The organism is Bradyrhizobium sp. UFLA05-89 (genome assembly GCF_059803475.1).
In genome coordinates this window covers 1-19,293 of the sequence record NZ_JBANBA010000110.1, presented here as the reverse complement: position 1 = coordinate 19,293, position 19,293 = coordinate 1, and the positions used below count along the sequence as shown (strand labels likewise).

18 protein-coding genes are annotated in these 19,293 nt (G+C 61.4%); 8 read left to right on the top strand and 10 right to left on the bottom strand.

The genetic code is table 11. From position 1 onward, the window contains the following. Positions 1 to 33: 33 nt before the first annotated feature. Positions 34 to 2,193, top strand: coding sequence for a cytochrome P450/oxidoreductase (locus SO139_RS37025; protein ID WP_474802507.1), 2,160 nt, complete (start codon positions 34 to 36; stop codon positions 2,191 to 2,193). A 105-nt stretch (positions 2,194 to 2,298) separates the two neighbouring features. Here SO139_RS37025 and SO139_RS37020 read toward each other — a convergent pair whose 3' ends face one another. Then, a complete protein-coding gene (locus SO139_RS37020) occupies positions 2,299 to 3,327 on the bottom strand; it encodes a ketopantoate reductase family protein (protein ID WP_498541568.1) in 1,029 nt (342 codons plus the stop codon). A gap of 216 nt (positions 3,328 to 3,543) precedes the next feature. On the opposite strand from SO139_RS37020, the gene SO139_RS37015 reads away from it, so the two are divergent. The 3 genes from SO139_RS37015 to SO139_RS37005 all read left to right on the top strand — a co-directional run bounded on the left by SO139_RS37015 (position 3,544) and on the right by SO139_RS37005 (position 6,577). Next, on the top strand, positions 3,544 to 4,386 hold the full coding sequence (locus tag SO139_RS37015) for a hypothetical protein (RefSeq protein ID WP_474802511.1): 843 nt from the start codon (positions 3,544 to 3,546) through the stop codon (positions 4,384 to 4,386). Positions 4,387 to 4,506: 120 nt separating this feature from the next. After that, positions 4,507 to 5,478 (top strand): Bug family tripartite tricarboxylate transporter substrate binding protein, encoded by a 972-nt coding sequence (locus SO139_RS37010; protein ID WP_449382360.1) that lies wholly within the window; start codon positions 4,507 to 4,509, stop codon positions 5,476 to 5,478. Positions 5,479 to 5,500: 22 nt separating this feature from the next. Further along, entirely contained in the window at positions 5,501 to 6,577 is a 1,077-nt protein-coding gene (locus tag SO139_RS37005; protein WP_449382359.1) for a tartrate dehydrogenase, read from the top strand. Positions 6,578 to 6,792: 215 nt separating this feature from the next. Here the strand turns inward: SO139_RS37005 and SO139_RS37000 are convergent, their stop codons facing one another. Genes SO139_RS37000 through SO139_RS36965 form a run of 8 tightly spaced genes read right to left on the bottom strand, consistent with a single transcriptional unit; the run spans position 6,793 to position 13,333 of the window. Beyond that, the gene (locus SO139_RS37000; protein ID WP_449382358.1) at positions 6,793 to 7,560 is read right to left on the bottom strand and encodes an SDR family NAD(P)-dependent oxidoreductase; all 768 of its coding nucleotides are present in this window, start codon (positions 7,558 to 7,560) and stop codon (positions 6,793 to 6,795) included. A 44-nt stretch (positions 7,561 to 7,604) separates the two neighbouring features. Next, the gene (locus tag SO139_RS36995) at positions 7,605 to 8,000 is read right to left on the bottom strand and encodes a (R)-mandelonitrile lyase (RefSeq protein ID WP_449382357.1); all 396 of its coding nucleotides are present in this window, start codon (positions 7,998 to 8,000) and stop codon (positions 7,605 to 7,607) included. Positions 8,001 to 8,035: 35 nt separating this feature from the next. Next, entirely contained in the window at positions 8,036 to 9,052 is a 1,017-nt protein-coding gene (locus tag SO139_RS36990; protein WP_449382356.1) for a zinc-dependent alcohol dehydrogenase family protein, read from the bottom strand. A 17-nt stretch (positions 9,053 to 9,069) separates the two neighbouring features. Beyond that, entirely contained in the window at positions 9,070 to 9,597 is a 528-nt protein-coding gene (locus SO139_RS36985; protein WP_449382355.1) for a cyclophilin-like fold protein, read from the bottom strand. After that, positions 9,594 to 9,824, bottom strand: coding sequence for a tautomerase family protein (locus tag SO139_RS36980; protein WP_449382354.1), 231 nt, complete (start codon positions 9,822 to 9,824; stop codon positions 9,594 to 9,596). Before SO139_RS36980 ends, SO139_RS36985 begins: the two co-directional genes overlap by 4 nt. Beyond that, the gene (locus tag SO139_RS36975) at positions 9,812 to 11,044 is read right to left on the bottom strand and encodes an arabinose transporter (protein ID WP_449382353.1); all 1,233 of its coding nucleotides are present in this window, start codon (positions 11,042 to 11,044) and stop codon (positions 9,812 to 9,814) included. The genes SO139_RS36980 and SO139_RS36975 overlap by 13 nt, the downstream gene beginning before the upstream one ends. A gap of 13 nt (positions 11,045 to 11,057) precedes the next feature. After that, complete coding sequence (locus tag SO139_RS36970; RefSeq protein WP_449382352.1) at positions 11,058 to 12,044, bottom strand: aldo/keto reductase; 987 nt, start codon at positions 12,042 to 12,044, stop codon at positions 11,058 to 11,060. Positions 12,045 to 12,061: 17 nt separating this feature from the next. Continuing rightward, positions 12,062 to 13,333: an MFS transporter gene (locus tag SO139_RS36965; RefSeq protein WP_449382351.1), complete on the bottom strand. Its 1,272-nt coding sequence runs from the start codon at positions 13,331 to 13,333 to the stop codon at positions 12,062 to 12,064. Between the two features lie 149 nt (positions 13,334 to 13,482). Here SO139_RS36965 and SO139_RS36960 point away from each other — a divergent pair, with 149 nt between their 5' ends. The 4 genes from SO139_RS36960 to SO139_RS36945 all read left to right on the top strand — a co-directional run bounded on the left by SO139_RS36960 (position 13,483) and on the right by SO139_RS36945 (position 18,193). Next, positions 13,483 to 14,376, top strand: a complete 894-nt coding sequence (locus tag SO139_RS36960; protein WP_449382350.1) for a LysR family transcriptional regulator — start codon at positions 13,483 to 13,485, stop codon at positions 14,374 to 14,376. Positions 14,377 to 14,542: 166 nt separating this feature from the next. Then, complete coding sequence (locus tag SO139_RS36955; RefSeq protein WP_449382349.1) at positions 14,543 to 14,989, top strand: (2Fe-2S)-binding protein; 447 nt, start codon at positions 14,543 to 14,545, stop codon at positions 14,987 to 14,989. Between the two features lie 10 nt (positions 14,990 to 14,999). Beyond that, complete coding sequence (locus SO139_RS36950) at positions 15,000 to 17,234, top strand: xanthine dehydrogenase family protein molybdopterin-binding subunit (RefSeq protein ID WP_449382348.1); 2,235 nt, start codon at positions 15,000 to 15,002, stop codon at positions 17,232 to 17,234. A 65-nt stretch (positions 17,235 to 17,299) separates the two neighbouring features. After that, positions 17,300 to 18,193, top strand: coding sequence for a LysR family transcriptional regulator (locus SO139_RS36945; protein WP_449382347.1), 894 nt, complete (start codon positions 17,300 to 17,302; stop codon positions 18,191 to 18,193). An 806-nt stretch (positions 18,194 to 18,999) separates the two neighbouring features. On the opposite strand, the gene SO139_RS36940 is transcribed toward SO139_RS36945, so the two are convergent. Continuing rightward, positions 19,000 to 19,200: a hypothetical protein gene (locus tag SO139_RS36940; protein ID WP_498541567.1), complete on the bottom strand. Its 201-nt coding sequence runs from the start codon at positions 19,198 to 19,200 to the stop codon at positions 19,000 to 19,002. Positions 19,201 to 19,293: the final 93 nt, after the last annotated feature.

Sequence of the window (19,293 nt, the reverse complement as noted above, 5' to 3'; positions counted from 1 at the left end):
CTGGCGAAGCCAGACTGAAAAAGAAGGAAAATAATGTCAAAGCCAGTCCCTGACTGGGATCCCCTCGATCCCGCCCATCATGGCGATCCGACCAATATTCACGCCCATCTCCGCGAGAAGTGCCCGGTCGCTTGGAGCGATCGCTTCGGCGGCTTTTATGCCCTGACCCGGTACGAGGACATCACCAATGCGGCCTTGGACTATCACACATTCACAAGCGCCCAAAAGACACCCATTCCGGAAGCCACCGGCCCCGATCGCCCTCCCCGCGCGCCAGCCGAAGTGGATCCTCCAATCCACGACCAGTTCCGCGATCTGTTGAATAGGTTCTTCACACCGGATCGCATTCGCCTAATCGAGCCTGTTATCCGTCGAACCGCGCGCGAGCTGCTCGGCCGATGCATCTCGTCGGGGGAAGTCGACGTGGTCGAATCCTTCACCTTTTTTATGCCCATCCGGGTGCAATGCATTTTCCTCGGTCTATCCGTCGAGGACGCTCAAAAGATTAAGACGACGATAAACCGCATCATCGATGCCGGTGCGAGTGGAGATACGTCCGCTCACAAGGAAGCGAACGACGAGATCTATTCGTACATCGACGGCGTGATCAATGCCCGCCGCAAGACACCCTACGATTCCAACGACGTCATCAGCGCGCTGCTTAACGAGCCCGCAGCTGGCCGCCGGCTCACGCATGAAGATGTCGCCGGAACCATTCGGCTGTTTCTTCAAGCAGGTCATGGGACGACCACGAACGCTCTTGGCAGCATGATACGCCATCTCGCGTCAACGCCTGCCGACCAGAAGCGGTTAAGGACCGAGCCGCGGCTAATTCCGCAGGCGATTGAAGAGATTCTTCGGGTTTGGACTCCGGCGCGGATCATCGGGCGCCGGACGACGTGCGATGTCGAGATCAGGGGGACCGTGATCCCGAAGGGCTCGCGAGTCGGCTTCATGCTCTCGGCGGCAAACCGTGATGCCGCGGTATTCGAAGATGCCGACACGGTGAACCTTGACCGCAGGCCCAACAAGCATATCGCGATGGGTTACGGCATCCACCGGTGCATCGGAGCCGCGCTGGCTCGGGCGCAGCTGCGCATTGCAACTGAAGAACTGTTGGCGATGACAGACGACTTCGTGCTCGCCGGCCAACCGGAGTTGAGCACATGGACCCATCTCGGCCCATCCAAGCTACCCGTGAAGTTCAATGCCCGGTCGATCGACACCGCAGGCGCGCCTATCCCTACGGGTCGGGGAGAACACGTCCTGCAGATCGGCCTCATCCGGCGGCTGGCGAAAGACATCATCGAACTGGAGTTTCGCGCCCCCGCGGGGACGGCCCTACCGGAATGGACTGCGGGTGCGCACATTGATCTCGTGCTTCCCGGCGACGTCGTAAGATCGTATTCGTTGGTCGGAGGTTCAAGCAACCAAGGTATCTGGCGCATTGCCGTTCTGCACGAGGTAGCTGGACGCGGCGGGTCCGAGACAATTCATCGGATGAAGATCGGGGATGCCGTCCGCGTGCGCTCGCCGCGCAACAACTTTCCTCTCAAGCCGGCCGAGAGCTATCACTTCTTTGCAAGCGGAATCGGAATCACGCCAATCCTGTCGATGATAGATGCGGCGCGCACGCAGCGGATACCGTGGCGCCTCGACTATGTCGGGCGCAGCCGACAAGATCTCGCCTACGTAGACCTTCTCCGGGAGCTCGGTAACGCGCACGTTTACTTCACGTCAGAGACAGGACGTCCCAATCTGGCGGCCCTGCTCGACGAGAGTGGCGCGGCTGCGGTGGTCTACGCATGCGGGTCAGAAGGATTTCTCCTTGATTTGGAAGAAGCCGCGACTGCCGCGGGACGATCGTTCCACACCGAATGGTTCGCGCCGAAGCCTGGCGCTCGCCAGGGCGCTGAAGGATCGTTCGAGGCTTTCACGGTTCGATGCCAGCGCTCAAACGTCGACGTGAAAGTGTTTCCTGGTCAATCGATCATCGACGCATGCGCCGAGGCCGGCGTGACCATTCCGTCCTCGTGCTTCGAAGGCACTTGCGGTGCTTGCCTATCGACCGTGTTGGAGGGCGTGCCAGACCACCGAGATTCGTTCCTTCTGCCAAACGAGCGCAAGTCCAACCGGCTGATGGCCGCCTGCGTTTCCAAATCGATGACAGGGCGACTGGTGCTTGACTGGTGAGGCGCCGTTGGCGCCCAGACCACGGACCAAGGGCTCGCCCAGCTTCCAAGAGGGCGCCGCGGACGAGGGTCTGGCCGTGGGCACGACCAGACCCAGTCTGTTGTCCTAACCCGTATATAGACCGGCCGATCGCGCGCGTTGTACGGCAAGGCCGATGATCAGATCCAAGGTCGGTGTCGATACGCTTGCCAAACGCGCGAGGTCTAGTGGAACCCGCAGCATCGCATCGACCTCCATCGGTCGGCCATGCTCCAGGTCTTGCAGAATGCTCTGCTTATGCGTCGACACGGAAAGGCGAGCCAGACCGCCCTCTGGATCTCCGGGATCGCAGCCAAGGGCTCGCGCAATTTCGGCACCTTCACGTGTCATGACAGCTGCGGCCACCGCTACCGCGGGATCCGAGAGCGCCTCCTTCATTGGGAAACCGGTCAGAGTAGCGAGCGCTCCCCCCGTGAGATTCATGAGCAGCTTCGCCCAAATTGCATCTCGAATCCTTGCGGACGTTTCGGCTTCAAGGCCGCTGGAGACCATGGCATCGGCCAACGATCCAAGGCGCGGATCGGCCGCGCCGTCGGGTCGTCCCAGTATTATGCGGTTTCGCGGATTCTCGGCGTGAACCACTCCGGGAGCCTTTACGGTGCATGCCGTATACGCGACCGCTCCAACGGCTCGTTCAGGTCCGACGGTCCGCCAAACCACATCACCGGGGTCGATGCGCGGCAGTCTCGTCCCGTCGAGCGGACCGCCGTGAGCGTGAAAATACCACCAGGGAATCCCATTCATGGCAAAGACGACCAGCGTATCCTTCCGCAACAATGCACCTAGGCCCTCAGTCGCTTGAGGCAGTGACGGCGCCTTGAGCGTGACGATCACCACGTCCTGAGTTCCAAGCTGCTTGGGATCGTCCGTGGCAGTCGGCCAACTGTGAATGACGCCCTCTTTTGTTTCGACCTGAAGCCCGTTCTTCTCGATGGCAGCAAGATGCGCTCCCCTGGCGATGAGCGAGACCTCGAGGCCGATTTTGGCGAGCCTGCCTGCGAGGTGTCCGCCAACAGCGCCTGCCCCGTAAACACAAACCTTCATTCTTCTTGACCTCCATAATTCGCCCGGGTCGGGGCCCTGGCGCGCCTGCAACCTGGACACTCGGAAACGACCTTTCTTCTGGAGAGCGGATAGAGAGCGTCGTCAGCGAGTTTTCGCTGATCATCCTAACAGCAAATGGCGCCGCGTCAGTGCGAGGCGATAGCCTCGCCTTATACCCCCGAGACTGTAGGCTCGTGACGCCTGCGCTCGCGTTGGGTAGTACAGAACACAGACACAGGTGGTCGACCACCACGACAGGAGGAAGCGATGAGAGTAGGTGAAGCCTCAACCGCACCGGGCGGCCGCGTCGGCAGCATGCGCGAAGGTGTTCTGGACCAAAAGTTCTTGCTGCTCGGCGAGGATAACTCGCCCAACAATTATCTGCTGAACGTGGGGCGTACTGGTGGCGGCGGATGGTCCACTCCGCGTCACCGCCATACGTTCGATCAGGTCCGCTACGTTCTGAAGGGCGAGTACCCAATCGCCAAGGGCGTCGTGATGAAGGAAGGCTCGGTCGGTTACTTCCCCGAGAGCGTCCACTATGGACCGCAAGATCGGCCGGAAGGCCTGGAGATGATGGTCTGCCAATTCGGCGGCGCGAGCGGGCAAGGATTTCTCAGCCCCACCCAAAGAGAAGCTGCCAACGCGGCGCTTGCGAAGAAAGGCACATTCAAGGAGGGCATCTATACATACGTCGACGACAAGGGCCAGCGACACAACAAGGACGGCTCTGAAGCATGTTACGAGGAGGCGACCGGAAAGCCGTCCGTGTATAGCAAACCTCGATATGACAATTTCATCATTATGGATCCTGAGGCATACGACTGGATGCCGACGGAGCAGAAAGGTGTCTCAACGAAAACCCTCGGTACCTTTACCGAGCGCAACACCCGTATCGGACTGATCCGCCTGGATGAGGGCGCCACCTTTTCCGCGGGCATGCAGTCATCCATCGAGATCCTTTTCCTGAGCAAAGGCGCGGTGACGGTTGACGGAAAGAGCCACCACGGCGAGCGGAGCGCATTCGAATTTCAGAAGGGAGAAGGACCAGTCGCGATCAAGGCGCTTCAGCCGACCGAATTCCTCAGAATCATTCTGCCGACCTTCTGAATGCGATTTCAGAGATAATGCTGCTGCGGCTTCGTTAGCGCGGCCGCGGCGGCACGAAGGTAAATTTTTCTCGGTCGAAATAGTAGCTGCTCAATTGTTACCTCCCAAAAGGGTGCTTGCGTGCGGATCAGCCGGCTGCTCTCATTGGCTATCTGGCTACTTTGCTATCTCGCGGCCTCCGGAGCCCTCCTGGCCGACGACTATCCTGTCCAGCCGATCAAAATCATCATCCCGAATCCACCCGGAGGACCAGGGGACGTGATCGCGCGTGCCTTCACCGAGAGGGCAGCCCGCATTGTCGGCAAGCCATTTGTCTACGACTACCGTCCCGGCGCCAGCACCATGATCGGCATGACGGCCGCGGCCAAAGCCGAGCCTGACGGCTACACGATCGTGGGGTTGCCTTCCTCCGCTGTCGGCGCAGTCGCAATCAGAAAGACGGCACGCTACAACATCGAAACCGACTTTCGACCGATCGCCGGAATTGGGAGTGTGCCGCTCGTTCTCGTTGTCCGATCAGGGCTCAAATTCGGCTCGATGGACGACTTCATCGCAGGTGCAAGAAAGGGAAATCTGACCTTCGGCTCTGGCGGCGTCGGCACCATTGGCCACCTGACATCCCTCCTCCTCCTCAACGATATCAACGGCAAAGCCACGCATGTCCCGTTCCGCGGGAATCCAGATGTGCTGCAGGCCATTCTGGGAGCGCACATCGATTTCGGCATCGTTTCGGTCGCCGATGCCGCACCATTCATCGACTCCGCGGAACTGCAATTCCTGGCCGTTACGGCGAACACGCATGTTGCCGCGATGCCTAACGTTCCCACAATGAAGGATGTTGGACTTCCAAATGTCGATGCAAAGCTCTGGTACGCATTCCTGGCTCCTCGAAACACAGATCCGAACCGGCTTATGAAGCTCTACAAAAGTTTCGCCGACGCGGCCGACGATCCGCTCCTCCAACAGCAAATAAAATCATTGGGGTTCAATGTCGAGATTCGCAATCCGCAGGAGCTAGCGAACATGATGAAAACCGAGCTCGCGCGCTGGAAGCGCGTTATTGAAGCCAACAACGTTCCCTTCGAGGAATGACAAGTCAAACAAGAGACAAACTATGAAAACCTACAACATCGCCGCAGTAGCCGGTGACGGTATCGGGCCTGAAGTTGTTGACGCGGCGATTGACGCGCTCAAGGTTTGCGCCAAGCGGGATGGCGGCTTCCAGCTGAATTTCACGGAATTCGACTGGGGATCTGACTATTACAAGAGGCACGGTGTCATGATGCCTGAAAGCGGCGCGGCCCAACTTCGGAAGTTTGACGCCATCCTGTTCGGCGCTGTGGGCGCCCCGGATATCCCCGATCACACCACGCTATGGGGCCTCCGGTTGGCGATCTGCCAGCCGCTCGATCAATACGCAAACGTGCGGCCGACCCGCATTTTGCCAGGTATCACCAGCCCACTACGACATGTGTCGGGGCCTGAGCTGGACTGGGTCATCGTTCGCGAGAATTCGGAAGGCGAATACTCCGGGGTCGGTGGCCGTGTACACAGGGGCCTTCCGATGGAAGTTGCGCAGGATGTTTCGGTGATGACGCGGCCAGGCGTGCAACGAATCATTCGGTACGCTTTCAAGTTGGCGCAATCGCGTCCTCGCAAGCTGCTGACAGTCGTCACCAAATCGAACGCACAAAGGCACGCAATGGTTATGTGGGATGAGGTCGCGACGGAGGTCGCCGAGGAATTCCCCGACGTGACGTGGGACAAGATGCTAGTGGACGCCATGACGATGCGCATGGTGATGAAACCGCAGAGCCTCGATACGATCGTGGCAACCAACCTCCACGCTGATATCCTTTCAGATCTAGCCGCAGCCTTGGCTGGCTCTCTCGGTATTGCGCCAACCGCGAACATCAACCCCGAGCGCGAGGCGCCCTCGATGTTTGAACCGATCCACGGCTCCGCGTTTGACATTACCGGCAAGGGCATTGCCAACCCGGTCGCGACCTTCTGGACGGCGGCCATGATGCTAGAGCACCTCGGCGAAAAGCCCGCAGCCGACCGCCTGATAAGGGCCGTAGAGCGCGTGACAATGGATCCAAAGTTGCACACGCCCGATCTCGGCGGCAAGGCAAAGACGAAGCAAGTGACTGAAGCCCTCTGTGCGGCGCTTTGGGCAGCCAACGACTAATAACCGCGGGACGGTGATCTTCGGCGGACTCGCCTCGTACTACGGTCCTCGGTCTTCAGCCAGAGCTATCGACGACCAGATATCCGCCCGGATTCGGGTCTGGTGCTAGCTACCATCAGATGCGAAGTGGTAGCAAATCGCAGGATGCCATAGACATCGTGGGAGTTGGTAGCGGCGAGCGCACCTCTTTTCCCCACACCCGCCGAGACACCCCTTCAGGGAAGCACTACGCCGGTGAGTTCTTGAAGGCGATCGACCATCTCGTTCTGGAAGGCCCCGTCAGTTGCTTCGGCCGCTGGCTCTTCCGGCTTGAGGTGATGCCAGTAGCGACCGCTGACCATGGCCGCGGGTTCTGTGCTGACGGCGAGCCAGCTCTGCGTGCGCTGCCCCGTGTCGATGTCGACCGGCGCGCTCGCACCCCCCATCCGGGTGCGCACCCAGCCAGGATCGACCGCGTTGCTGCGGACTTTCGGCCACCGCCGGGCGAGGAGGAAAGCGAGCGCCACAGCATGCAGCTTGCTTTCGGCATAGGCGCATGCCGGATTCCAGGTGCGCTTCGTCCAATCGAGGTCGCCTAGAGACCCTTCTCCTCCGCGGTGAAGGCCGCTGCTGAGATAGACCCATCGGCGGGGGCGCTCGATCAGGCCCGTCAGCATGAACGGAGCAAGTGTGTTCACAGCCAGAACGACGGGATGTCCTTCGGGCGTCGATCCGCGGTTCGGGGCAATGTAGATGCCGGCATTGTGGATGACCGCGTCCATGCGCCCGATCGCGTTGACCTGATCCGCGACGCTCCGCGTCTCGGTGCCGCTCTGCAGGTCCCCGATCACAACTCCCTCAGCGCGCGACGCGAGTTCTCTGAGCGCTGCGGCGCGGTCGCTCGATCGCGCGTGCAGCACTACTCGGTGACCTTGATCAAGGAGCGATTGCGCCGCCGCCCGGCCGAGACCGTCCGTGCTGCCAGTGATGAATACGATGGCCATACGCTGCCTCCAGATGCTTCAGATGCACTCGACAGGGCCGCGCGTCACTTCCGATACTGGTCCTCGCTTACCTTCTCCATCCATTCCACCGGGCTGCCGTTGAGCGCTTCCTGGATAGCGATGTGACTCATCGCCGTTGTGGGCGAGGCGCCGTGCCAGTGTTTCTCGCCGGGCTCGAACCAGATTACGTCGCCGGGCCGGATCTCCTCCACCGGTCCGCCCTCGCGCTGCACCCAACCAAAGCCGGAGGTCACGATCAGCGTCTGACCGAGCGGATGGGTGTGCCACGCGGTCCGGGCGCCGGGCTCAAACGTGACCAAGGCACCCGCGACGCGCGCCGGAGCAGGAGCGGTGTGCAGCGGATCGATCCGCACACGGCCGATAAACCAGTCTTCAGGGCCCTTCTGAGAGGGCTGCTCGCCGTTTCGTTTGATTTGCATCCTGTCTTCCTTTCCGCTCGCCGTGATCGTCGACTTCAAACCTTGAGCATGGTCTTGATCGCGCGCCGCTCGTCCATCGCGCGATAGCCTTCCGCGACATCCGCGATCGGAAGCGTCAGATCGAAAACCTTGCCCGGAAGGATCCTTCCCTTCATGACCCGGTCCATCAGATCGGGCAAGAACCGCCGGACCGGCGCCGGGCCACCCAACATGCGCCGTTGAGAAAAGAACATGGCTTGACCGTCGAAGGTCACACCGTGTGGGACACCAACGTAACCGATGGAGCCGCCCGGCCGTACCGACTCGATGGCCTGCGTCATGGATTCTTGCGTGCCCACGCACTCCAAAACCGAATCAGCCCCGATGCCGCCGGTCAGATCCTTCACGCGCTCGGCGCCTGCCACACCACGCTCGGCCACGATGTCCGTGGCACCGAAGTCTCGGGCGAGTTCTTGGCGGCTTTTGTGCCGGCTCATCGTGATGATGCGTTCGGCGCCCATTTCTTTCGCCGCCAGCACGCCCATCAATCCCACCGCCCCGTCACCGACAACGGCGACTGTCCCACCTTTCCGGACTTCCGCTGCGTCGGCAGCGTACCAACCGGTGCCCAGAACATCCGAGGTTGCCAGCAGGTGTGGAATGAGTTCATCGCCAGGCATATCTGCCAAACCGACGAGCGTTCCGTCGGCCAGCGGAACGCGCGCATAAGGCGCTTGAGCGCCCGTCATGAATTCGCGCTGCACGCAAGATGAATGGAAGCCGAATTTGCAGTGCGGACACGTGTTGTCGGAGAGGCAGAAAGAGCCGACGACGAATTGACCGGGGCGAACGGTCCTGACCTCGCTGCCGACTTCGATGACGACGCCGCAGTATTCGTGACCCATATAGGCAGGCGCATCGGTCGGCTGCAAACCGCGATAAGGCCATAGGTCGGATCCGCAGATGCAAGTCGCCGACAATTTGATGATCGCATCGGTCGGTTTCATGATCTCGGGATCATCCACCTTTTCGAAGCGGACATCGCGGGCGCCGTACATGACTGTCGCAAACATGGCTACTCCTCGTCGCCTTAACCTGCTGAAAGATGCTCGATGCGCAGCTGGAACTTGCCACGCGTGAGTAGCGGCTGCGGACCGCCGTCCAGGCGGCCGAGCCTGATCGAACCGCTCGAGTATCTGTAATCGCCGTGAAAGAAAGCGAGATTGCCCCACGGCACGTAGTAACAAAGGTCGCCAGCAGCTTCCTTGGAGAAAGAACCGCCGCCGCCCTGCTCTGCCAATCTGCGCGGCAAATACGCGATCTTCTCGTTGTTCGAAAAATCCTCGATAGCGAGATCAAGAGGTAGCATCGCTGCGAACTCCCGAGCTGTCGGATTCTCCAGCAGCGTCACCGTGAAGACCTGTTGTTCGAAGCGACAACGGATCCGCATCAGCGCCGTTCCTCCGTTTTGTGGGTCATTCGCGCCAGCCTGAGCGAAGGCTGCGTGCAGCACAAGGACGCTCGCCGTCAACGCGGCGACGAAGCGACGACGAGGTAACCGGTGAAGGCCGGCGGCAAAGTCGTCCGCACTGCCCTTCGATGGGCTTGTCAAGGTCAACGGGGGTCGTATCCGGGCTTCTTATAGATGGTATCGGGTTTTGCGAGGATGTCGGGTTCGTAGACTTGTCGGGTCCAATCCTGCGACTGAACATCCTCGATGCCGACCGATACCGATTCATCGCCGATCTTCAGCGTATCGACGACCGCCCGCGTCACCGCCTCGGCGAGGGCGCTCTTTAGCTTCTCCGATCTCCCGGGTTGCATCTTCACGATCACGTGGGGCATTCACTGTCTCCCTTCGTAAGTCTCGCAGTTGAACGGTCTGCAGTCGGGTGTGCCATCAGCCAGACCGCGACCACCGCGGCACATAGAACCATGCCGGAGCTGGTGAGGAACACGGCATTCAACGCCGCCCCAGCCGCGACCAGACCAAGCGCCGGACTTGCGACACCCTGGGCAAGATCCAGAAAAGCCGTATAGGCTCCCATGGCCAGGCCTCGATTGTGTGCTGGCACGCGGTGTACCGCTTCGACGCCGAAGCCCGGGTACACCAGCGAGAAGCCGAACCCCGTCAGCGCGGCTCCGGCGAGCGCCATCTCAGGGCGAGCCGCCAGCCAGATCAGGGATTGGCCAAGCGCTTCGATCAATGCACAGAACAACGCGACCTTCGCCCCACCGATTGCGTCTGCCAAGTGACTGAAAAAAACGCAAGCCAAGATGAAGGCGCCGGCATAAGCCGAATAGGCAAGCCACCCGTTCGCCCAGCCGCGGCTGGCGAATAGCAACGCGACGAACGTGGTCACCGCACCGAAGCCCACGCTGCCAAGTGCGGAGCCCAGCCCGGGCACCCACACAGCGCCTAGAACTTGAGCGAAAGAGAAGCGGGCGTGCTGGACGGGCGCGACCGTCGGACGGGGCACAACGAGGAGCAACGTGGCCAGCGGAGCTGCCGTGGTGGCGACAGCTACGGCAACGAAACCGTAAGCGTCGTAGAGGGCCGATCCTGCCGGCGCCCCAACGGCGATAGCCGCGAACATCGCCGAGCCTACCCACGCGATGACCTTGCCCGTGTTTCGGGTATCGACGAGCGCCAGTCCCCAACTGACCGCAGCCGTGATGATGAAGCTCTCGGCGCCGCCGAGCACGCCGCGCCCCAGAAGAAGAATGGCAACCGAAATAGTGGGGGAGCCGCTGAAACCAAGCGACAGCGCGTACAATAATCCGGCTGCCGAGGCTGCCAGTAAACCCGCGATCACTGCGCGCTTCGCTCCACGCGTATCCGAGTAGTGACCAGCCCAGGGGCGCGAGACCAACGAGGCTGCGAACTGGCTGCCGGCGACCAGACCAACCACAAACGTGCTTTGCTCCAGAGCATCGTGTACATGGAGCGGAAGAACCGGCATGGCAATGCCTATGATGAGGAAGGCGACGAACACTACACCCATGATCGGCAGCAGTATCGGCGCCACTGCCGAGATCTTTCCCTGCTCGATGCCCACGGCCATGACTGAGCCGCCTCTACCAGGCATAAGCAGCCGGGGCCTCGCCGCCCGGTCCCGGCCAGATCTCGTCCAGCCTAGCCAGTGTCTCTTCTCCGAGCTTCAGCGAAGGCGCACTCAGATTCTGACGAAGTTGCTCCACAGTACGCGGTCCACTGATCGCGGCGGTGACGACCGGATTGTGCAGCACCCAGGCCAGCGCGACCTCCGAGGGCGTTTCGCCAAGCTCGCCGCACAGAGCCTCGTAGGCCTCCAATCGAGGACGCATTTGATCGATGCGCGCCTGGAGCAGAGGCGAAGCCCGGCGACCGTCGGCTATCTTGCGCAGCACACCGCCTAGAATGCCCATGCCGATCGGGCTCCAAGGAATGAGGCCGACACCGAAGTGCCGCACCGCCGGGATCACCTCCAATTCGATGGTCCGCTGAGAGAGATTGTAGAGGCTCTGCTCGGAAGCAAGACCAAGTAGGTTGCGCGAGGCAGCCGCGCATTGAGCAGTGGCGATATCCCAACCCGCAAAGTTGCTGCTGCCGACATAGGTGATCTTGCCTTCACGGACGAGTTGCCCCATCGCCTGCCAGATCTCCTCCCACGGGGTCGCACGGTCGATGTGGTGCATCTGGTAGAGGTCGATGTGATCGGTCTGCAGCCGCTTCAGGCTCGCCTCGCACGCGCGTCGAATGTGGTAGGCTGAAAGACGGCGGTCGTTCGGACCAGTCTCCATCGGCTGGTACACCTTGGTCGCCAGCACAATTTTCTCGCGGCGACCGCCTTGCGCCAGCCACCGGCCAATGATCTCCTCGGATATACCAAACCCCTTCGCCATCTCCGGCGACTGGGGCCCACCATACACGTCGGCCGTGTCGAAGAAGTTGATGCCGGCGTTCAGGGCTTCGTCCATGATCGAGAAGCTGGTTGTCTCGTCGGTCAACTCGCCGAAGTTCATGGTGCCAAGTGCAAGCCGGCTTACCTTGAGGCCGGTCCTGCCGAGATGTGAATAATCCATGGTATCTCTCCTTCGGGCTAAGCCGAGCGTTGCCGTTGCGCGCACCGCATTCCGGCGTCGGATTGCGCGGCAGAGTCGCTCGTGAAGCGACTTCGCTCGCTTACTCGAGCGGCACGGGCGTCCAAACCGGCGAACAGTGCGCCAGCGACCAGCACGCCGGCGCTTGCCAGGAACGTCACTCGATAACCGGCGGCATCAAACAGGAGGCCGCCACCGGCTGCGCCAAGCGTGATTGCGAGTTGAACGACCGCGACCATGAGCCCTCCACCGGCTTCGGCGTCAGCCGGAAAGCGGCGCGCGACCCACGTCCACCAGGCGACAGGCGTGCCCGTTCCGATCATCCCCCAAAGCGTCAGAAATAGCGCCGTAGGCCCGGCGAGCGTTCCAAGCGCGACCAGGCCGCATGCGAGCGCCGCGAGCGCCACCGGCGCTAGGATCAAGGTCAGCGACAGGCTGCGCGACACCATGTGGCCGATCAGCCACGTGCCGACCATGCCCGCGCCCCCCATGGCGAGGAGCACGAGCGAGAGCATGGAAACTTCGAGGCGCGTGACGCTCTCCAGAAACGGCCGCAGATACGTGAAAAGCGCGAATTGGCCCGCAAACAGCAGCGCGACCGAGGCCATTCCGAAGCGAACATTCGGGCGGCCGAGGACGCCCAGGGCGCTTGGCTGGCGATTGGCGCGGTCGGAGAGCATGGACGGCAGAGTGAGCCATTGCCAGGCGAAGGTGATCGCGGCAAGCGGCACAACCAGGAAGAACGCGCCGCGCCAACCGATGTACTGGCCGAGGAAGCTGCCCAGCGGCGCGGCGATGGTGGTAGCCAGCGCGTTACCCCCGTTCAATGTCGCGAGCGCGCGGGGCACCTGATTCTCGGGCACCAGCCGCATCACCGTCGCCGCCGACATCGACCAGAAACCGCCGATGACCACGCCGAGCAGAGCACGGCCCATCATGAGCACGACGAAATTGTGCGCGAAGGCGACCAGAAGGCCCGACAACAGCATCAGAAGGGTCAGTCCAAGCAGCAGCGCTCGACGATCGAGCCCCCGGGTGATCGTCGCAATGCAGAGGCTGGTTATGACCGCGAACAAGCCGGAAACCGAGATCGCCTGGCCCGCCGCACCTTCGGTCAGATGGAGGTCGGAAGCGATCGGGGTCAGGATGCTGACCGGCATGAATTCCGACGCGATGAGCGTCGAGACGCACAGCGTCAGCGCAAGTACGGCCCCCCAAGCTGCCGGTCGGTATGAGAGCGTGCGGTTTTCGGAAGCAATTTCAGTCGTCACCGGGTCTCGCGACGCTTTCGTCGCGCCTTCTCCATCACTGTCATGGCGGTCCCCGTTCCGGGATGCACGCCGTCACGCGCTGATTTAGCGCGCGCAACGGCAGCGACTAGCCGCTATAATCGGCATGGACTTATAAACAGGCTCGATAAATGCAGAGCGGGAAGCTAGACGATCTCTTGGCGTTTGTGGCGGTCGCGCGCGAGCGTAGTTTTACAGGGGCAGCGGCCAAGCTCGGTGTGTCACAATCGGCACTGAGCTACACCATCCGCGAACTCGAGGCGCGCCTAGGTGTGCGGCTGCTGACGCGCACCACGCGCAGTGTCGCGCCGACGGAGACGGGCCAACGCCTGCTTCGAATGGCTGCTCCGCGGCTAGAGGAGATCGAGTCCGAACTTGCGGCCATCCGCGAGCTTCGCGAAAAGCCGGCGGGCACGATTCGCATCACGGCCACCGAATATGCCGCAGATGCGATCCTGCTGCCGAAACTGGCAAAACTTCTACCGAACTATCCCGACATCAAAGTCGAGGTCGTTATCGACTACGGATTGACAGATATCGTCGCGCAAGGCTTTGACGCCGGCGTGAGAAGCGGTGAGCAGGTCGAAAGGGACATGATCGCGGTGCGCATTGCGCCTGACATGCGAATGGCCGTCGTCGGCGCTCCCTCGTACTTCAAGAACCGGCAACTCCCGAAGAAACCGCAGGACTTGATCGGCCACAAGTGCATCACGTTGCGCCTGCCCACCCATCGCGGGCTCTACGCCTGGGAATTTGAGAGGGGCGGCCGCGAACTGAGGGTGCGCGTCGAAGGCCAGCTGACCTACAACACGACGTCCCAGATCCTGAATGCCGCCCTGGCGGGAATGGGGCTTGCCTACGTGCCGGAGGGCTGGGCAAAACCGTATCTCACAAAGGGCCGCCTCAAGCGGGTTCTCGAGGATTGGTGCCCACCCTATTCGGGCTATCACCTTTTCTATCCGAGCCGCCGGCACCAGTCGGCTGCCTTTTCTCTTCTGGTGGATGCGCTGCGCTACCGCGGCTGATAGCCCTTCGACTGATTGATCAAATCGGCTCATAAGTTCATGCGAACTCGGCCATCTAATTCAGGGCTGGCGCCCGGGTTAGACATTGCTCCTCACCGCGCGTCTTGTCCTGCGCTGAAGGCCCGCAAACGTCGCGTCTCAAGAGGATAATTTGAGGAGCAGTTTCATGGAAGTGACCATCAACGGCAAGACTCACCAGGTGAAGATGGAGGCCGACACGCCTCTTCTCTGGGTGATCCGCGACGAGCTCGGCATGACCGGAACGAAGTACGGTTGTGGCATTGCCCAGTGTGGCGCCTGCACCGTGCTGATCGATGGTCAGGCCACTCGATCCTGCATTACGCCCATCAGCAGCGTTGCGGGCCAATCCATCACCACCATCGAAGCCGTCACTGACGACGCAGTCGGCCGCCGCGTCGTGGACGCGTGGGTTGCCAACCAGGTGCCGCAATGCGGCTATTGCCAATCCGGTCAGGTGATGGCGGCCACCGCCCTCTTGAAGCAGACCCCCAAACCCAGCGATCAGGACATTGCGGCCGCAATGGTCAATCTGTGCCGCTGCGGCACTTACAACGCGATCTCTGCCGCGGTCCGCCAGGTTGCGCAGGGTTGAGGAGCACGCCATGAGCAGCATGCATCATGATTTCCGACCTATGGCGGATGTCGGCAGGCCGATGAATCTCTCCCGGCGCGGCTTCCTCCGTGCCTCGGTCGGCGCGCTGGTACTTGGCGTGGCACTGCCCGGCACCAAGGCGGTGGCGCAGAACGCCGCCGCTGCGGCAAAAGCGGCTCCGCGCGTGTCAGCCTTCCTGGAGATTCGCGCCGACAGCACCGTCTTGTTGCGCAGTCCCTTCGTGGAAGGGGGCCAGGGTGTCTCCACCGCATTGGCGCAGATCGTCGGCGAGGAGCTCGATGCCGATCCCGCCACCTTCACCGTGGAATGCGCGCCACCCGGGGCCGACTATCTGCTCGTGAACGGCAACCGATTCACCGGCGGGAGTTTTTCGGTGCGATCGAGCTATGAAACGATGCGCCGGGTTGGCGCATCGGCGCGACAGATGCTGCTGCAGGCTGCGGCCGCACGCCTTCGCGTCCCACTCGCGAGCCTCTCCACCGAGCCGGGGCGCGTGCGCCACACGGCTTCCAACCGCACGATCGCATACGGCGCACTGGCGAGTGACGCCGCCGCATTGCCGGTGCCTCAAAACGTTACGCTTCGAGCGGAGAAGGATTTCCGCTGGATCAGCAAGCCGGTCGCGCGCATCGACGTGCGCGACAAGTCCACCGGCAAGGTCACCTATGGCATCGACGTGAAAGTCGACGGTATGCTGCATGGCGCAGTCCAGCATGCGCCGCGCCTTGGGCTCGAGCCTGCCGCCTTCGCTAACGAGGCGGAGGTGAATGCGATGCCTGGGGTGCATTCCATTCACCGGCTGCCGGGCGCGGTCGCCGTGCTTGCTGAGCGGTGGTGGCATGCTCGGCGCGCCGTCGAGACACTTCAGGTGACTTGGACAGAGTCGCCCTCGGGCACACGGCGCTCGATGCCCGCGGAATTCTCGTCAGAGGGACGGAAAGCCTTGCTTGCTGCCACTCCAGGGCCTGGCATTTCCGCGGAAACCGCAGGTGATGCGTCCGCGGCTCTGAGCGGCGCAGCGCGGGTGATTTCGGCCACATATGATGCGCCCTATTTGGCACATGGCCAATTGGAGCCGCCCTCGGCACTTGCCCGATGGAACGACGACGGCACGCTTGAACTCTGGTTTCCCAACCAGGCGCCGGAACTATTCCAGGCATCTATCGCGAAATTTGCCAGTCTTGCGCCCGAGAAGGTGAAAATCCATTCGCCGATGCTGGGCGGCTTCTTCGGCCGGCATTTTCTCTACGAGGCGGCCAGCCCCTCTACCCAGGCCATTCTGCTGTCCAAGGCGGCCGGCAGACCGATCAAGGTCATCTGGAGCCGGGAGGAAGAATTCCTGCGCGACGCGCTGCGGCCGATGGGTTTTGTGCGTTTCCGGGGCGGCCTTGATGCGAGCGGGCTGCCCGTAGCACTTGAAGCGGAGGCTGTCGGCGAAGGCCCAGTAGGCCGCTGGTTCGGCCGCAAACCTGATGCTGCGGATCGTTCTGCGGTCGAGGGCATCGCCGAGAAACCCTATGCCATCCCGAACCGCCGGATTGCTCACGTCGTCGTGGATGATCCGGCCATGATCGGCTTCTGGCGCTCCGTTGGCCACTCCATGAACGATTTCTTCTACGAGACGTTCTTCGATGAGCTTGCCGATGCGGGTCAGCAAGATCCGTATCAGCTCCGGCTCCGCTTGCTCGCGGAGAAGCCGCGGCACAAGCGGCTCCTTGAAGCCGTCGGTGAACTCTCGGGCGGATGGAAGCGCGGTCCTTTCGCCGCAACGGATGGCAGCAAACGTGCGCGCGGTGTTGCCATGGCCTCGCCTTTTGGCAGCGAGGTTGCCACCATCGCGGAGGTTTCGCTCAAGGGCGGTGCGGTCACGGTGCATGATGTTTGGGTGGCCATCGATCCCGGCCGGATCGTCAATCCCGCCATCATCGAGGCGCAGGTCAACTCGGCCGTCGCACTTGGCCTCTCATCGGCGCTATTGGAAGAAGTGGTCTATGCCAAGGGCGTGCCGCAGGCGCGCAACTTTGATGCCTATCCCATCCTTCCGCCCGACCGCATGCCGCGCGTGCATGTGCGCATCGTCGAAAGCGGCGCTCCCATGGGTGGCATCGGAGAGCCCGGTTTGCCTGGCGTGCCGCCGGCAGTGGCGAACGCAATCGCCGCCCTCACTGGCCAGCGCGTCCGAAGTCTGCCTTTGTCGAAACTCAAATTCGGCGACATGGGTTAACCCCGACGGCGCGCCGCCCATGGCGCCCCGTCTTCTTCAACGGCCTGGCGAGTTCTGAGGCGGTCATGCAACGAGGCTACTTGGACGATCTGAGGGCCTTTAAGACAGTCGGTCGCGAACGCAGTTTCACGAGGGCCGCGGCGAAGCTCGGCGTCTCGCAATCTGCGCTCAGTCACACGATCCGCGGACTCGAAGGACGCCTTGGGGTTCGGCTCCTAGCCCGCAACACCAGAGGCGTCAATCCAACGGAAGCCGGGGAACGCCTGCTGCGAACGGTTGCTCCCCGACTCGACGAATTGGAAACGGAGCTCGCGAACTTGAGCGAACACCAGGATAGACCCGCCGGAATCATCCGGATCACTGCGGGCGACCATCCGGTTCGATCCTTTCTCTGGCCAAAGCTGGCAAAGCTTCTGGCAAAGTATCCGGACATCAACGTAGAGATTGCGCTGGACAACCGAAACGTCGACATCGTCGACGAGCGCTACGACGCCGGTGTGCGTCTCGGTGAACAGGTCGCGAAGGATATGATTGCTGTCCGCATCAGCCCCGACGTTCGCTTTGCGGTCGTCGGCTCACCGTCATACTTCGCAAATCATCCCGCACCGGTGGTCCCTGGTGATCTTGTCGACCACAAATGTATAAATCTTCGGCTTCCTACCTATGGCGGGCTGTACGCATGGGAACTCGAAAACAATGGGCATGAAGTGAAGGTGCGCGTCGAGGGCCAACTGGTCTTCAATAGCATCTTCGAAGTGGGCGACGCGGCGGTGGCTGGCTTCGGCGTTGCTTACGTGCCTGAGGACGTCGCACTGCCCCACATCTTAAAGGGAAATCTCACGAGAGTGCTTGAAGATTGGTGCGTCCCTTGGTCGGGGTACCATCTCTATTACCCGCTGAGCCGACAATCATCGGCAGCGTTCGACCTGTTGGTAAATGCGCTGCGACACCGCGACTAGCACGGATGTCATCGAAGGCAGCCTATGCCGATGGGCGCATGAGCACCGACAGAATCATCCGTGGCGTAAAGTTCAGACCCGCGCCTGACTCGAGAGCAAATCGTACGAAATCGTAGTTTGGCGTGCAAAATCGGAGCTTTGGTAGCGGGGGAGCCACTCGCCCCCCGAGCTTATCCGCTGGGCGAACTGAAGCACGGCGCCCATTGCGCACGATTGCATCATTTCGACTGGTGATCCGATTTGTTCGCCGTAATATCCTATTCTTCGATGAGGGCGTAACAGACCTGCCCGAGTAGCTCGCGCGGTGTATGTTGGATGAAAGCAACGGAGATAAGCCAACATGGTGGATTTGATGCGCGAGGTCGCTTAGTTCGATTTTGGACCGAGCTTGCCAAGCTCCATTTCCAAACGCACCCAACAATTTGGCGGAAATAGACCGCTTACCTAACGAACTCAGCAGCTTAGTGCTGGCTGGGGCGGGAGGGATCGAACCTCCGAATGGCGGAATCAAAATCAGATTGATTATTCAACGATTTCAAGCCGCGTTTAGAAAAAACGGCCGAATTCACCTGTAGTGATATCAACTGCTTAGCAGGCATTTCCGAATAAGGGAGCGTTCGCCCAATCATTCGAAGACGCGCCTGTTGGCGACTTGGCCGACCAGGGTGCTCACGCCTAGCGGGGATTGATCCAGTCCCTGTCGCGCCGCCGGCAGTGGGTGTGCGGGCAGAAGTGCGCGCAAAAAACCCACCACCCTCGGGAGCAGCCCGGGCGGGCATTCCCGATGGCGGGGGCTTTATTGCATTTCACAGAGGAAACCGGAGTTTGTTAGTACCCAGGTTTGTTAGACCACCATTGATCAGGTTCACAGCGTCACCGCCGACAGCCACAGCGGCCTGCACGGGAGCGTTGATCTGTGTGATGACCTGGGGGGCTACGGTGATAGGTCCGATAAAATCGCCGCCAGACACCGCCTCGACTTCCATCTCCGTCAGTTCACGGATCATGACTTGCCTCCTCAGGGTCTGACTCAAAAAGCCTCTAGGGCCTGGCGAGGCGTCTGGTCAGGAGCCTTAGATGGGCGACGAGAAGCCAGGCAA

Bases quoted from the DNA above. Each gene is read 5' to 3' on its own strand.
- SO139_RS36970 (WP_449382352.1), bottom strand. From the start codon at position 12,044: ATGGATTATTCACATCTCGGCAGGACCGGCCTCAAGGTAAGCCGGCTT.
- SO139_RS36955 (WP_449382349.1), top strand. From the start codon at position 14,543: ATGGAAGTGACCATCAACGGCAAGACTCACCAGGTGAAGATGGAGGCC.
- SO139_RS37025 (WP_474802507.1), top strand. From the start codon at position 34: ATGTCAAAGCCAGTCCCTGACTGGGATCCCCTCGATCCCGCCCATCAT.
- SO139_RS37015 (WP_474802511.1), top strand. From the start codon at position 3,544: ATGAGAGTAGGTGAAGCCTCAACCGCACCGGGCGGCCGCGTCGGCAGC.
- SO139_RS36960 (WP_449382350.1), top strand. From the start codon at position 13,483: ATGCAGAGCGGGAAGCTAGACGATCTCTTGGCGTTTGTGGCGGTCGCG.
- SO139_RS36980 (WP_449382354.1), bottom strand. From the start codon at position 9,824: ATGCCCCACGTGATCGTGAAGATGCAACCCGGGAGATCGGAGAAGCTA.
- SO139_RS36990 (WP_449382356.1), bottom strand. From the start codon at position 9,052: ATGTTTGCGACAGTCATGTACGGCGCCCGCGATGTCCGCTTCGAAAAG.
- SO139_RS36950 (WP_449382348.1), top strand. From the start codon at position 15,000: ATGAGCAGCATGCATCATGATTTCCGACCTATGGCGGATGTCGGCAGG.
- SO139_RS37000 (WP_449382358.1), bottom strand. From the start codon at position 7,560: ATGGCCATCGTATTCATCACTGGCAGCACGGACGGTCTCGGCCGGGCG.
- SO139_RS36995 (WP_449382357.1), bottom strand. From the start codon at position 8,000: ATGCAAATCAAACGAAACGGCGAGCAGCCCTCTCAGAAGGGCCCTGAA.
- SO139_RS37005 (WP_449382359.1), top strand. From the start codon at position 5,501: ATGAAAACCTACAACATCGCCGCAGTAGCCGGTGACGGTATCGGGCCT.
- SO139_RS36975 (WP_449382353.1), bottom strand. From the start codon at position 11,044: ATGGCCGTGGGCATCGAGCAGGGAAAGATCTCGGCAGTGGCGCCGATA.
- SO139_RS36945 (WP_449382347.1), top strand. From the start codon at position 17,300: ATGCAACGAGGCTACTTGGACGATCTGAGGGCCTTTAAGACAGTCGGT.
- SO139_RS36940 (WP_498541567.1), bottom strand. From the start codon at position 19,200: ATGATCCGTGAACTGACGGAGATGGAAGTCGAGGCGGTGTCTGGCGGC.